The sequence below is a fragment of the Pseudomonas sp. ADAK13 genome, from assembly GCF_012935715.1.
In the GTDB taxonomy this organism is placed as follows: Bacteria; Pseudomonadota; Gammaproteobacteria; order Pseudomonadales; family Pseudomonadaceae; genus Aquipseudomonas.
Genome location: NZ_CP052860.1, coordinates 2,725,850 through 2,739,665, shown reverse-complemented (window position 1 = coordinate 2,739,665; position 13,816 = coordinate 2,725,850). Strand labels below are relative to the sequence as shown.

The window sequence follows — 13,816 nt, the reverse complement described above, 5'->3', positions numbered from 1 at the left end:
TACAGCGCAGCTTTCAAGCCCGCGCGAGCCGTCTGAGTGCCCGCCAGCCCCAGCAGGACCGGACGGGATTGCGTTCATCTAAACGCCATTCACGCCAGGCAAGACTATCCCTCTGGGCCAAGCCCTAACTAAAACAGGATTACTCATGTCCTTTGCTTCCCTCGGTCTCTCCGAGGCTTTAGTCCGCGCCATCGAGGCAGCGGGCTATACCGAGCCTACTCCGGTGCAACAGCGGGCCATTCCCGCCGTGTTGCAAGGTCGCGACCTGATGGTTGCGGCTCAGACAGGTACTGGTAAAACCGGCGGCTTCGCCCTTCCGATCCTGGAGCGGTTGTTCCCCAACGGTCACCCGGACAAATCCCAGCGTCATGGCCCGCGCCAACCGCGCGTACTGGTCCTGACCCCTACCCGCGAACTCGCCGCCCAAGTGCATGACAGCTTCAAGCTGTATGCCCGCGACTTGAAGTTCGTCAGCGCCTGCATCTTCGGCGGCGTCGGCATGAACCCACAGGTTCAGGCCATGTCCCGCGGTGTCGACGTACTGGTTGCCTGCCCGGGTCGTTTGCTCGACCTGTGCGGCCAAGGCAGCGTCGATTTGTCCCACGTGGAAATCCTCGTGCTGGACGAAGCCGACCGCATGCTCGACATGGGCTTTGTCCATGACGTGAAAAAGGTCCTCGCGCGCCTGCCGGCCAAACGCCAGAACCTGCTGTTCTCGGCCACGTTCTCCAACGACATCACCGCGTTGGCGGGCAAGTTGTTGCACAACCCCGAGCGCATCGAAGTCACGCCGCCGAACACCACGGTCGAGCGTATCGAGCAGCGCGTGTTCCGCCTGCCCGCCGCTCACAAGCGTTCCCTGCTGGCCCACCTGATCACCGCCGGCGCGTGGGAACAGGTGCTGGTGTTCACCCGCACCAAGCACGGCGCCAACCGTCTGGCCGAGTACCTGGACAAGCACGGCCTCACCGCCGTCGCGATCCACGGCAACAAGAGCCAGAACGCCCGCACCAAAGCCCTGGCCGACTTCAAGGCCGGTGAAGTGCGCATCCTGGTGGCCACCGATATCGCCGCTCGCGGCCTGGACATCGACCAGTTGCCACACGTGGTCAACTTCGAGCTGCCAAACGTCGACGAAGACTACGTGCACCGTATCGGCCGTACTGGCCGGGCCGGTCGTTCAGGCGAGGCCATTTCCCTGGTCGCCCCCGACGAAGAAAAACTGCTGAAAAGCATCGAGCGCATGACCAAGCAGAAAATCGCCGACGGCGACCTGATGGGCTTCGACTCGAGCGCCGTTGAGGCTGAGAAGCCTGAAGTACGCGAGCGTCCGGACGTGCGTAACCCGCGCAACAACCCACGCGGTCCGAAGGGCGATGGCCCGAACGGCGGCGGCGGTGGTGGCGGTCGTAAAGACAAGGGCAAGGACAAGGGCGGCAAGGACAAGGCTGCGACCAATGGCCGTGGCGAACGCCCGGCCCGTGAGCAGAAGCCTCGTGAAGGTACCCCGGCCCGCGAACAGCGCCAGCCGAGCCAGCCGCCACGTGCCGCTGCCGACCGTGCGCCGGACGAGTTCCTCGACGATGACGTGGACAACTTCGGTAACCGCGTTGACTACGTGCCCCAGGCCAAGCCGGCCCAGGGTCGTGGTCGCCGTCCAGGTGCCCCGGCACAGGGTGCAGGCGCAGGTGCTCCGCGTACCGGCGGCCAGCCACAAGGCCGTCAGAACGGTCCGCGCAGCAGCAACGGCGCCACCACCGGCACCCCGCCGGCCAAGCGCAGCGGCCCGCGTAACGGCGCACCGCGTGACGGCCAGGCCCGTCGCGAAGAGTCGCGCAACCGTCGCCCGGCCCGTGATGATCAACCTCGTTTGTCTGAGCCTGCGGTGCAAAACCCGCGCGGCGGCCCGGCACCGAAGATCATCCACAAAGAGTCGAAAAGCGATCGCACGCTGACCCCTGAGCAGTTGGATCAACTGCCAGGCCGTCCACGTGGTGAAAAGCCGGCGTTGCTGACCCGCAACCGCTGATTTTCAGCGCTTCATAAAAAATGCCCCGGATCGCGAGATCCGGGGCATTTTTGTGTGGCTGGCGAAAATTACTTCGCTTTCACACCTTCAAACGTCACGTACAGCTCAACCGTGTTGGACGCTGGGCCCAGGTCCATCTGCTTGCCGAAGTCCTGGCGGTTGAAGGAAGTAGTACCTTCAAAGCCGGCACGGTAGCCGCCCCATGGATCCTTGCCTTCACCCAGGAAGGTGGCCTTGACCACGATAGGCTTGGTCACGCCATGGAAGGTCAGGTCGCCGGTGACGTCGGCAGTGACTTGGCCAGCAGCGTTTTTACCGGTGGTTTTAACACTGGTGGAAACGAACTTGGCATCGGCGAACTTGCCAACGTCCAGGAAGTCTTTGCTGGCGATGTGCTTGTCACGTTCGGCGTGGTTGGTGAATACGCTGGCGGTACGGACGTTGAACTCAATCTTGCTGTCTTCAGGCTTGGCAGCGTCGAAGCTGAATTTGCCGTCCAGGTCCTTGAAGGTACCGGTGATGAAGCTGTAGCCCAAGTGGCTGATCTTGAAGTCCACGAAGGCGTGCTGGCCTTCCTTGTCGACAACGTAGTCAGCTGCCATCGCCTGACCGGCAGTCAGCAGAGCAGAACCAATGGCCAGAGCGGCGAGAGTCTTTTTCAACATGCTTTCTATTCCTTGTGAGTCGAGGTTGAACATCAGGCTTTGCGCCCCAGCATACGAACCAGGGTCACATCACTATCAATGAAATGGTGTTTCAGCGCAGCCACACCATGGAGGCCGGCGAACACCACCAATACCCAGGCCAGGTACAAATGCACCACGCCTGCAGTGTCTGCCTGGTCCGGTAGCCCGGAAACCAGCGCAGGAATCTCAAACAGGCCAAACACCGGGATCCCGACACCGTCTGCGGTGGAAATCAGGTAACCGGCAATCATCACGGCAAACAACCCGAGATACAGGAATGCGTGGCCAAACGCAGCCCCCAGGCGTGTCATGCGGCTATAGCTGGCAAGCGGTGGCGGCGGCGGGCTGAGCAAACGCCAGACGATCCGCACGAGCATGATGGCGAACAGCGTGATGCCGATGCTCTTGTGCAGGTCCGGGGCGTCTTTACGCCAGGTGCTGTAGTAGTCGAGACCGACCATCCACAGGCCCAACGCGAACAGACCGAACACCACCAGGGCCACGCCCCAGTGCAAAACAATACTGACCCAGCCGTAACGGGCCGATGAATTACGTAGTTGCATGTCCCAAATCCCGTAAGAGCTGTGCCAAGACTATCGATTTACCTATCGAATTAAAGCGGAAAATTTCGCTTTGAAATATCGAGAAATACGATCAAGAGCGTATGCAGAGTAAGTTAACAAGAGATTAAGGACTATCCAGAAGAAACGTGACGGACTGTCCTGTGTTTACCATCAATTTACGCTTCAAACCCGCAATGGGTTGTGACACAGGCCGGCATTGCATAGGCTTGCGCGATTGTTTCGCCCGCGCCTGCCGCGAGCCGCTTCGAGGAGAATGAACATGGGTTTGAATAATCAGTGGATGCAACGCGACCTTGCGGTGCTGTGGCATCCCTGCACCCAGATGAAAGACCACCAGCAACTGCCGCTGATCCCGATCAAGCGCGGTGAAGGCATCTGGCTGGAAGACTTCGAAGGCAAACGCTACCTCGACGCCGTCAGCTCCTGGTGGGTCAACGTGTTTGGCCACGCCAACCCGCGCATCAACCAGCGCATCAAGGATCAGGTCGATCAGCTGGAGCACGTGATCCTCGCCGGCTTCAGCCACCAGCCGGTGATCGAGCTGTCGGAGCGCCTGGTGAAGATGACCCCCGAGGGCCTCACCCGCTGCTTCTACGCCGACAACGGTTCGTCGTGCATCGAAGTCGCGCTGAAGATGAGCTTTCACTATTGGCTCAACCGCGGCCTGCCGAACAAGAAGCGCTTTGTCACCCTGACCAACAGCTACCACGGCGAAACCATCGCCGCGATGTCGGTGGGCGATGTGCCGTTGTTCACTGAAACCTACAAGGCGCTGCTGCTGGACACCATCAAGGTGCCGAGCCCGGATTGCTACCTGCGCCCCGAAGGCATGAGCTGGGAAGAACATTCACGCAATATGTTCCAGGCCATGGAGCAGACCCTCGCCGAAAACCACGACACCGTCGCTGCCGTGATCGTCGAGCCGCTGATCCAGGGCGCCGGCGGCATGCGCATGTACCACCCGGTGTACCTCAAGCTGCTGCGCGAGGCCTGTGACCGCTATGGCGTGCACCTGATCCACGACGAAATCGCCGTCGGCTTTGGCCGCACCGGCACGATGTTCGCCTGTGAGCAGGCCGGCATCCGCCCGGACTTCCTGTGCCTGTCCAAGGCCCTGACCGGCGGCTACCTGCCGCTCGCCGCCGTGGTCACCACCGACGACGTGTACGACGCCTTCTACGACGACTACCCGACCCTGCGCGCCTTCCTGCACTCCCACAGCTACACCGGCAACCCGCTGGCGTGTGCGGCGGCCCTGGCGACCCTGGATATCTTCGAAGAAGACAACGTCATCGAAAACAACAAGGCCCTGGCCCAGCGCATGGCGACCGCCACCGCGCACCTGGTGGACCATCCTCACGTCTCTGAGGTGCGCCAGACCGGTATGGTGCTGGCCATCGAGATGGTGCAGGACAAGGCCACCAAGACCGCCTACCCATGGCAGGAACGCCGTGGCCTGAAGGTGTTTGAACATGCCCTGGAGCGCGGCGCGTTGCTGCGGCCGTTGGGCAGCGTGGTGTACTTCCTGCCGCCGTACGTGATTACTCCGGAGCAGATCGACTTCCTGGCGGACGTGGCCAGCGAAGGGATCGACATCGCCACCAACAGCAAGGTCAGCGTGGCGGTGCCCAAGGATTTCCACCCGGGGTTTCGTGATCCGGGTTGATTGAGTTCACTTGATTAACCGGGTGCCAAGGCTTGCGTCATCGCGAGCAAGCTCGGCTCCCACAGGTTTTGTATTTCTTCCGAGAACAGAAATGAGACTGTCCCGCTTTTTTGTCGACGCCCCCCTGAGCCTTGGCGACCACGAGTTGCCGGAAGCCCAGGCGCACTACATCAGCCGCGTATTGCGCATGAGCGAAGGCGACGCCGTACAACTGTTCGACGGCTCCGGCCAGGAGTTTCGCGCCAGCTTGCTGGAAGTCGGTAAAAAACGTGTGGTGGTGCAGGTCACCGAAACCTTCGCCGGGCAGATTGAGTCGCCGTTGCAGATCCACCTCGGCCAGGGCCTGTCCCGTGGCGAGCGGATGGACTGGGCGATCCAGAAAGCCACCGAGCTTGGGGTGAATGAAATCACCCCGATCTTCAGCGACCGCTGCGAAGTGCGCCTCAAGGACGAGCGCGCCGACAAGCGCTTGCAACACTGGCGCCAGGTGGCGATCAGCGCGTGCGAGCAGTGCGGCCGCTCGCGAGTGCCAGTGATTCACCCACCGCTGTTGCTGGCGGATTGGTTGAAGCAAGTCGAGGCAGATTTGAAGCTGGTGCTGCACCCGGTGGCCGAGCCGCTGGTGAGCCATGCCAAGCCTGGGAGCCTGGCCTTCCTGATCGGGCCGGAGGGCGGCTTGACCGATGGCGAAGTCGAGACGGCCCAGGGTGCAGGTTTCCATTCGGCACGCCTGGGCCCACGGGTACTGCGTACCGAAACAGCGCCAGTCGTGGCACTGTCGGTGGCCCAGCAATTGTGGGGCGACTTCTAACCCAGCCTTGCAAACCCAATCAAATGTGGGAGCTGGCTTGCCTGCGATAGCGGTGGGTCAGCCCTACATCTGTTGCTGATACACCGCTATCGCAGGCAAGCCAGCTCCCACACTTTTAGTCGGGTGACCAACCCAGATCGGTTTACTCCACCGGGTCGCTCACCGGCTTGGCAATAATCGCCTTCAACTCACTGGTCATCGGGAATTCCAGGTTCAAGCCCTTGGGCGGGATCGGTTGTTCAAACCAGCGCTGGTAAATCCCGTTGATCTCCCCCGAGCTATACAGCCCGGCCAGGGTTTCGTTGACCACCGCGAGAAACTGCGGGTCGTCCTTGCGCACCATGCAGCTGTAGATTTCCCGCGACTGTTCTTCCCCGACGACCACCCACTTGTGCGGGTCCCTGGCCTTGGCGCGCTCGCCGTAGAGCAACGCGTCGTCCATGTAAAACGCCGCCGCCCGGCCGGATTGCAGCATCTGGAACGCTTCGCCATGATCCTTGGCGCTGATCACTGACATGTTCAGTTTGTGATCAACGTTGTAGCTCTTGAGGAAACGCTCGTTGGTGGTGCCGGCGGTGGTCACCACGTTCTTGCCCTTAAGGTCGGCGAAGCTCTTGATACCGCTGTCGTTGGCGGTCAGCAATTGGCCCTTCACGTAGATAAACCCGTAGGAAAACGCCACCTGCTTCTGCCGCTCGGCGGTCACGCCGGTGGAACCGCATTCCAGATCCACGGTGCCGTTCTGCACCAGGGCAATCCGGGTCTGGGAGGTCACCAGGTTGTACTTCACGTTGAGCTTCGGCACCCCGGTTTTCTGCTGGATGTGTTCGACGATCTTGTTCGCCAACTCCACCGAATAACCCATGGGCTTGCCGCTGTGGTCACCGACGTAGGAGAACGGCACCGAGGCATCGCGGTAGCCGAGGGTGATACTTTTGGTGGAGGCGATCTTGCTCAGCGTGCCTTCCAGGGGGGCCTCGGTTGCCTGGGCCTGAGCGCTCAATATCAGGGCCAGGAAGAGTATGGGGCTGCTGCGCAGCCCAACGGGGGACAAGCCCCCTCGCCACAGTTTTTGCATTGGTATTCTCCGTTTTTGTTTTAGTTATGGACGGCGGGCAGCGATGACGCTGATCTCGACCAACACTTCGGGCCGGGCCAGTTGTGCCTGCAATGTGGTACGCGTCGGTGCCTGCCCCGGTGACAACCAGGCGGACCAGACTTCATTCATCGGCGCAAAACCCTGCTCGATGTTGTTGAGGTAGATCGTTGCGTTCAGCAGATGATCCTTGTCGCTGCCGGCCTCGGCCAACAACGCGTCAATCTTGGCCAGCACCTCCTGGGTCTGTGTCGTCACATCCCGGCCCTCCCCCGGCACCTGTCCGGACAGGAACACCAGATCCTGAAACACCACGGCGCCAGACAGGCGATTGTTGCTGTTGATTCGGGTGATGGTCATCGGAATATCCTCAAGCGGCACGGGGCGCGAAGCCCTGCATATCAATGGAAGTCGTGTGCTGGCCGATCAGCTCGGCCAGCACCTGCCCGCTGCCGCAGGCCAGGGTAAACCCGAGGGCACCGTGGCCAAGGTTCAGCCACAGGTTGCTGCAGGCGCTGGCACCAATCAGCGGCACGCCGGTAGGTGTGGCCGGGCGCATGCCGGCCCATTCGACCGCATGCGGGTAGTCACCGGCCAGCGGGAAAGTCTCAAGGGCCTGGCGTTTAATCAGCGCCAGGCGCTTGGGTTCAAGCCGGGTGTCGAAGCCGACGATATCCACCATCGCCGCCACCCGCAGTTGTTCACCGATGCGCGCGTAGACGATCTTGCGGTCGTAGTCGGTGATGCTGATATTCGGCGCCTGATGCTGCGCGCCAATCGGCACGCTCAGGCTGTAGCCCTTGAGGGGATAGAGCGGCAATGACATGCCGGGCAAGGCCAGCTCGGGGCTGCGGTGTCCGGCGGCCAATACCAGGTGCTCGACAGACAGCGCCTCGTCGCCCATTTCAATCGAATGCACACGGCCTGCGTGATGATGGATTCTCGTCACCTTGCGTCCCAGCAGAAATGTGCAGCGCCCCGACGCTTCGAGGCGCGCCGCCAGTTGCTGGCAGAAGGCATGACAGTCGCCCACCTCTTCGTTGGGCGTGTAGATGCCGCCAAAGAAACGGCCGCCGTCCAGGGTCGGTTCCAGCCGCTCGCAGTCCGCCGCCGAGAGCACTTGCTGTTGCAACGGGTCGGTGACTTTATTCAGTGCGCGCTCATAGCTGTCGAGGGTGCGAAAGGTCACCAGCTTGCCGTTGCGCCGCCAGTGGAAGTCGCCCAGTTGGTCTTCTTCACGCCAGCGTTGCAGGGTGTTCTGGCTCAGGGACGCCAGGCGCAGCAGATGGGCCGCATTGCGCTGGTTCACCGAGCCACGGCAGGCGCCCAGGAATGAAGCCATCCAGCGCCACTGGGCCGGGTCCATGCGCGGGCGCAGCTTCAGCGGCGAGTCACCGCGCAGCATCCAGCCGATGGCTTGCAGCGGCACGCCTTTATCTGCAAGGGGCGCGACATAGCGATAGGACAACTGCCCGCCGTTGGCGAAACTGGTCTCGCTGCCCAGGGTTTCCCGGGCCTCGACCACCGTCACTTGCATACCGGCACGCACCAGCGCATAGGCACTCGCCAGGCCGATAACCCCACCGCCGATGATGCAAACCTGCTGAGCCATGTCCGTTCCTTAACCCTGTGTTGTCCGGGTTGAAGGTTAGGGGCAGGTGACAGCGGCGGGACAATGAATAAAGATGGGTCACCCATAAACAAAGGTTATGGACTGCCCATGCGCTTGCGTCATATCGAAATCTTCCAGGCCATCCGCCAGACCGGCTCCATCAGCGCCGCCGCCCAGTTGCTGCACGTCTCGCAGCCGGCGGTGAGCAAGGTGCTGCAACACGCCGAGTTGCAGCTGGGCTTCCCGCTGTTCCTGCGCATCCGCGGCAAGCTGCAACCGACGCCGGAAGCGTTGGCGCTGGAGCGGGAGGTCGACAAAGTGACCGAGAGCCTGCAAGGCGTGCGGCGCCTGGCACAGAACCTGCGCCGTGAGCCGGGCCAAAGCCTGCGTATCGGCGCGACACCAGCGCTGGCCTTGTCATTGCTGCCGCCGGCCATCCGCGAATGGACCCATCGCTACCCGGACATCGCCTGCGAGCTGTCCAGCGCCCACAGCCGCGAGCTGGTGCAAAACCTGTTGATGCGCGAAGTCGATGTGGCATTGACCCTGCAGCCGCCCGATCACCCGGGGCTGAGCGCCCAGGCGTTGGCCCACGGCGTCTTGGTGGCGCTGGCGCCGCTGGGTTACTGGAAGGAAAACGAATTGGGCAAACCGCTGCCGCTGATGGCGCTGGCGGGCGCGCCGTTGATTGGCTTGTCCAGCGCCGACCCGTTGTCGGCCAAGCTGGACAGCTACCTGGAGGCGGTGGATCCGCCGCCCCGGGTCAGCATCGCGGTGCAGACCTATTCACTGGCCAGGGCCATGGTCGAGTCGGGCGCCGGGCTGGCTGTCATCGACCCGTTCACCGCCCTCGGCGCATCACCGGCGACCACCTGCATTCGCCCGCTGGCACCGCCGCTGCCCATCACGCTGTACGCCCTGACCCGCACCGACGAACCGCCGCCACATATGCTGACGAGCCTGCTGGAGATCTTCGGCAGCCGCGCCCAGGAGCAATTGGACCGGCTATAACACATACCCCATGATCGCCACAAAATGCAGCAGGCTGCCGCCGATCACGAACAAATGCCAGATGCCGTGGGAGTGCCGCAGGCGGTCCTCGAGGGCAAAGAAAATAATACCCACGGTGTACAGCACCCCGCCCGAGGCCAGCCAGGCAAACCCCGTGGGCCCCAGCGCCGCGATCAGCGGCTTGACCGCCACCAGCACGATCCAGCCCATCACGGCGTAGATCACAATCGACAGGATTCGCGCCTCGGAGCGCGGCTTGATCTCTTGCAGGATGCCGATCACCGCCAGCCCCCACACAATCCCGAACAGCGTCCAGCCCCACGGCCCGCGCAGCGTCACCAGGCAAAACGGTGTGTAGCTGCCGGCAATCAGCAGGTAGATCGAAAAGTGATCCACCTTCTGCATGATCGCTTTCTTGCGCCCGCGCACGCTGTGGTACACGGTCGACGCGCTGTACAGCACCAACAACGTGAAACCGTAGATCGCCACGCTGACAATCTTCCAGGGGCTGCCGTCCATACCGGCCACCACCAACATCCATACCGCGCCCACAAAAGCCGCAACCGCCCCGAGCAAGTGGCTCCAGGCGTTGAATCGTTCCCCGTGATACATGTGTCACTCACCTCGAATAACCGTTATCACCTAGTCCATTCTGACGTCACCCGGCCAATATCAGGTAACAACCTTTCTTCATTTGCCCAAATGCACACGCCGATAGATGATTCGCTTCATCCCACATAAAAGCACCTCGCTCCCGAACCCATCGGTAATCCCCATGCCTGACCTCGAACCTGCCCAGCCTCATCCCAGTCTGTGGCAGTTGTTTTACAACTTCGCCATGGTCGGCCTGTTTGGCTTCGGCGGCGTAATGCCCTGGGCGCGGCAGATGATGGTCGACCGCCGGCAGTGGGTCAGTGAGCAAGGTTTCAACGAGCTGCTGACCACCGGCCAATTCTTCCCCGGGCCGAACATTGCCAACGTCGGCATCATCTACGGCCGGCGCCTGCACGGCTTGCCGGGTGCGGTTGTGACCGTGGTCGGGTTGTATCTGTTCCCCTCGCTGATCACCGTGCTGGCGGGCTTCGCCTATGCCAAATGGTGGAGCCATGACGTGGTGCAGCAGATCTTCGGCGCAGTGATGCCGATCGCCACCGGGCTGATGCTCGGCACCACCCTGCGCCTGCTCAAGGCAATGCCGCGGACCCTGGCCAACTACAGCGCGTTTGTCCTGACGTTTGTGTTGATGGCGGTGCTGGTGCTGCCGTTGTGGATGGTCTTGCTGATCTGCATTCCCAGTTCGTTGGCCTTGAGCTTCATGGGCAAACAGAAGGTGGCCGGCTGATGCAAAGCGTGCTGTTTCACCTGATGATCCAATGCGCGCTGTGGTCGCTGATGGCGATTGGCGGCAACACCGTGGCCCTGAGCGATATCCATCGCTACACCGTCACCGACATGAACTGGATCACCGACGCCCAGTTCGTCGCCTTCTTCGCCCTGTCCCAGGCCTTGCCGGGGCCCAATGGCATGTTCCTGGTGTTTATCGGCCAGCAAGCCGCCGGGTTGCCAGGCGCACTGGTGGCGCTGACCGCCAAACTGGTGCCCTGCTCGGTACTGACCTATTTCGGCGCCGGCTGGCTGGAAAAACACACCAACACCCCGTGGGTACAGCGAGTCAAAGGCAGCCTGTTGCCGATCTCCATCGGGCTGATCCTGGCCGCCAGCTACATCCTGATGAACAGCCTGGAAAACAACGCCACCAGCCTGGTGCTGACCCTGGCCAGCGCCGGCGTGGTGTATTACACGCGGCTCAATGCGATCTGGCTGATCATCCTCGGCGTGGTTTTGGGCTTGTGCAGTGCATGGCTGGGAGTGAACTGGTTTTAGGGGCACAATCGACGGCATTCGAACAAGAGTCACGGCCATGCTGATCGACGAAGAATTCACCCTCAAGAAGCTGGAAATCTTCCTGGCGTTCATGCGCACCGGCAACCTGGCGCGGGCGGCGGCTGAATTGCAGACCAGCAACGTCAGCGTGCACCGGGCGATCCACTCCCTGGAAAACGCCCTGCGCTGCCCGCTGTTCAAGCACGAAGGGCGCAATCTCACGCCGCTGGAAAGCGCCTATGTGCTGGAAGAGCGTGCGCAAAAGCTGGTGCAGGATGTGGTCGACAGCGTGCGGGTGACCCGCGAGGCCGCCGGTTTCTCCGCCGAGCGCTTCAAGCTGGGTTCGCTGTATTCGTTGACGGTGAAGACCGTGCCGCAGCTGATCATGGGCCTGAAGATTCGCCGCAGCGAACTCAACATCGACTTGATCCTCGGCTCCAATTTCGACTTGCTGTACAAGCTGAAGAACATGGAAGTCGATGCCATCCTGATCTCCCTCGACGAGCACGCCAACGACCCGGACTGCGAACAGATCGCGCTGTTTTCCGACGACATCTTCCTCGCCACCCCGGCCGACTCCCCCTTCGACCGCGAGCAGGAAATCGACCTGGCGGATGTACGCGACGCTACCTTCATCACCCTCACCCAAGGCTTCGCCACCCATCAGGACGGCAACCGCGTGTTCAAGCAGGCAGGGTTCGAGCCAAAGGTGGCGATGCAGGTCAACGACATCTTCACCCTGCTGAGCATGGTCAGCTCGGGCGTGGGGTATGCGCTGCTGCCGGGGCGGATCGCGGCGGTGTACGAGAACCGGGTAAAGCTGATTCCCCTGCAACCGCGCTACCGCTTGCAGCAGCACATTGGCGTGGTGTTTCTGAAAGCCAAGGAGCGCGACCCGAACTTGCTCGCGCTGTTGGCAGAGTGCCGGATGTATGCCAACCGGCAGGCCTGACACCACAACACTCTCTGCCTGATGCAAAACCTGTATGAGGGAGCTTCTGTGGTGAGCGGGCTTGCCCGGCGCAGGCCTGCGAAGCAGGCCCAATAAGACAGCGGTGTTCTTTCAGGCAGACTGAGCGGGCAGGTTTTTGGGGCCGCTTCGCAGCCCAGCGCGGGGCAAGCCCGCTCACCACAGAAGCCCGATCACCACAGAAGCCCGATCACCACAGAGGCCCGCTCAACACAGAGGCCCGCTCAACACCGAAAAGCCCCTAGCCATCTCTCTAGCCGACAATCCCGCGCACGATGAAGTAGAGCACCGACGGCCCCAGCAGGCAGCCAAGCCCGGTGTGGAAGGTGGCGGTCAACGCGCCATACGGCACCAGCCGACGATCCGTTGCGGCCAGGCCTGCCGTCACGCCGCTCACGGTACCGGCCAGGCCACCGAACACCATGGCCGAGCGCGGGTTATCCAGGCCCATCCAGCGGGCCGCCATGGGCGTACCGACCATCACCAGGATCGCCTTGATCAAGCCGGTGGCAATGGACAGCGCCACCACATCCGAGCTTGCACCCAATGCCGCCCCGGTCACCGGCCCGACGATGTAAGTCACCGCGCCCGCACCGATGGTGGTCATGCTGATCGCATCGCGATAACCAAACGCCCAGGCGATGCTCGCACCCACAATAAACGGCAACACCGTGCCCAGCAGCAAGGCAATCGCACCAATCAACCCGGCCTTGCGCGCCTCGGTGGCCTGCACTTCAAACGCCGTGGCCACGATGGCAAAGTCCCGCAGCATGGCGCCGCCCATCAACCCGATCCCGGAAAACAACGCCACGTCCGCCAGGCCTTTCTGCCCGCCGGTCAGCGTGCCGCCTACCCAGGCCAGCACCAGCCCGATCACAATCGCGATGGCCGAGCCGTGGATGCGTCCGAACGTCAAGCGCCTGGACAGCACCACCGAAATCCACATCACCACGCCGACAAACGCAAAGGCAGTCACCAAGCCGTTATTGGCCAGGCCTTTCTCGATGAGTTCCCACATATCAGCGACCTCCCGCGACAGGTGCAGCCGCGATCAACGGCTCTTCATCGGGCAGCGGTTCGCCTTTGTGCGTACGGCTGATCAAGGCAATCGTGCAACCACATACCACCACCGAACCAATCGCCGCCAGCACCGCCACCGGGCCGCCGTGCAGCGCAGTCACCACGTTTTGTTGCGCCGCCATCGCCACCACCACCGGGATGTACATGGCACCCCAGAAGCCGACGCCCATCTCGCATTCCTTGGTCATGCCGCCGTGCTTGTGCATCCACAACCGCGCGCAGATCAGCAGGATCATCGCGATCCCCACCCCGCCCACGTTGGATTTGACCCCCAGCAGCACGCCGAGCATGTCGCCCAGAATCACGCCGGCCAACATGCAGATCGCCAGCAACGCCACACCGTAAATAATCATGATGGTTGTCCTCAAAGTGCTTCATCGAAATTGT

15 protein-coding genes are annotated in these 13,816 nt (G+C 62.0%); 7 read left to right on the top strand and 8 right to left on the bottom strand.

Annotation, left to right across the window (positions count from 1 at the left end; translation table 11 throughout):
- The first annotated feature begins 145 nt into the window (after positions 1–145).
- The gene (locus tag HKK54_RS12750; protein ID WP_010167623.1) at positions 146–2,029 is read left to right on the top strand and encodes a DEAD/DEAH box helicase; all 1,884 of its coding nucleotides are present in this window, start codon (positions 146–148) and stop codon (positions 2,027–2,029) included.
- Between the two features lie 68 nt (positions 2,030–2,097).
- Here HKK54_RS12750 and HKK54_RS12745 read toward each other — a convergent pair whose 3' ends face one another.
- Both HKK54_RS12745 and HKK54_RS12740 read right to left on the bottom strand, forming a co-directional pair.
- Positions 2,098–2,694: a YceI family protein gene (locus tag HKK54_RS12745; RefSeq protein WP_010167625.1), complete on the bottom strand. Its 597-nt coding sequence runs from the start codon at positions 2,692–2,694 to the stop codon at positions 2,098–2,100.
- Positions 2,695–2,726: 32 nt separating this feature from the next.
- Complete coding sequence (locus tag HKK54_RS12740) at positions 2,727–3,278, bottom strand: cytochrome b (RefSeq protein ID WP_169386939.1); 552 nt, start codon at positions 3,276–3,278, stop codon at positions 2,727–2,729.
- A gap of 280 nt (positions 3,279–3,558) precedes the next feature.
- Between HKK54_RS12740 and HKK54_RS12735 the strand changes: the two genes are divergently transcribed.
- Positions 3,559–4,965, top strand: a complete 1,407-nt coding sequence (locus HKK54_RS12735) for an adenosylmethionine--8-amino-7-oxononanoate transaminase (RefSeq protein ID WP_169386938.1) — start codon at positions 3,559–3,561, stop codon at positions 4,963–4,965.
- A gap of 91 nt (positions 4,966–5,056) precedes the next feature.
- On the top strand, positions 5,057–5,776 hold the full coding sequence (locus HKK54_RS12730) for a 16S rRNA (uracil(1498)-N(3))-methyltransferase (RefSeq protein ID WP_169386937.1): 720 nt from the start codon (positions 5,057–5,059) through the stop codon (positions 5,774–5,776).
- A gap of 142 nt (positions 5,777–5,918) precedes the next feature.
- Here the strand turns inward: HKK54_RS12730 and HKK54_RS12725 are convergent, their stop codons facing one another.
- The 3 genes from HKK54_RS12725 to HKK54_RS12715 are packed head-to-tail and all read right to left on the bottom strand — an operon-like array spanning position 5,919 to position 8,484.
- Positions 5,919–6,854, bottom strand: coding sequence for a transporter substrate-binding domain-containing protein (locus tag HKK54_RS12725; protein ID WP_169386936.1), 936 nt, complete (start codon positions 6,852–6,854; stop codon positions 5,919–5,921).
- Positions 6,855–6,878: 24 nt separating this feature from the next.
- Positions 6,879–7,232: a RidA family protein gene (locus HKK54_RS12720; RefSeq protein ID WP_169386935.1), complete on the bottom strand. Its 354-nt coding sequence runs from the start codon at positions 7,230–7,232 to the stop codon at positions 6,879–6,881.
- 10 nt (positions 7,233–7,242) lie between these two features.
- Complete coding sequence (locus tag HKK54_RS12715) at positions 7,243–8,484, bottom strand: D-amino acid dehydrogenase (RefSeq protein WP_169386934.1); 1,242 nt, start codon at positions 8,482–8,484, stop codon at positions 7,243–7,245.
- A gap of 108 nt (positions 8,485–8,592) precedes the next feature.
- Between HKK54_RS12715 and HKK54_RS12710 the strand changes: the two genes are divergently transcribed.
- Entirely contained in the window at positions 8,593–9,495 is a 903-nt protein-coding gene (locus tag HKK54_RS12710) for a LysR family transcriptional regulator (protein ID WP_169386933.1), read from the top strand.
- On the opposite strand, the gene trhA is transcribed toward HKK54_RS12710, so the two are convergent.
- Entirely contained in the window at positions 9,490–10,107 is a 618-nt protein-coding gene (trhA, locus tag HKK54_RS12705; protein ID WP_008434116.1) for a PAQR family membrane homeostasis protein TrhA, read from the bottom strand. The genes HKK54_RS12710 and trhA overlap by 6 nt on opposite strands.
- A gap of 163 nt (positions 10,108–10,270) precedes the next feature.
- On the opposite strand from trhA, the gene HKK54_RS12700 reads away from it, so the two are divergent.
- Genes HKK54_RS12700 through HKK54_RS12690 form a run of 3 tightly spaced genes read left to right on the top strand, consistent with a single transcriptional unit; the run spans position 10,271 to position 12,331 of the window.
- Positions 10,271–10,837, top strand: coding sequence for a chromate transporter (locus HKK54_RS12700; protein ID WP_003216826.1), 567 nt, complete (start codon positions 10,271–10,273; stop codon positions 10,835–10,837).
- On the top strand, positions 10,837–11,379 hold the full coding sequence (locus HKK54_RS12695) for a chromate transporter (protein ID WP_169386932.1): 543 nt from the start codon (positions 10,837–10,839) through the stop codon (positions 11,377–11,379). The genes HKK54_RS12700 and HKK54_RS12695 overlap by 1 nt, the downstream gene beginning before the upstream one ends.
- A 37-nt stretch (positions 11,380–11,416) precedes the next feature.
- Positions 11,417–12,331, top strand: a complete 915-nt coding sequence (locus HKK54_RS12690; protein WP_010167642.1) for a LysR family transcriptional regulator — start codon at positions 11,417–11,419, stop codon at positions 12,329–12,331.
- A 271-nt stretch (positions 12,332–12,602) separates the two neighbouring features.
- Here HKK54_RS12690 and madM read toward each other — a convergent pair whose 3' ends face one another.
- The gene (gene madM / locus HKK54_RS12685) at positions 12,603–13,367 is read right to left on the bottom strand and encodes a malonate transporter subunit MadM (RefSeq protein WP_169386931.1); all 765 of its coding nucleotides are present in this window, start codon (positions 13,365–13,367) and stop codon (positions 12,603–12,605) included.
- 1 nt (position 13,368) lies between these two features.
- A complete protein-coding gene (gene madL / locus HKK54_RS12680) occupies positions 13,369–13,782 on the bottom strand; it encodes a malonate transporter subunit MadL (RefSeq protein ID WP_003216818.1) in 414 nt (137 codons plus the stop codon).
- Positions 13,783–13,816: the final 34 nt, after the last annotated feature.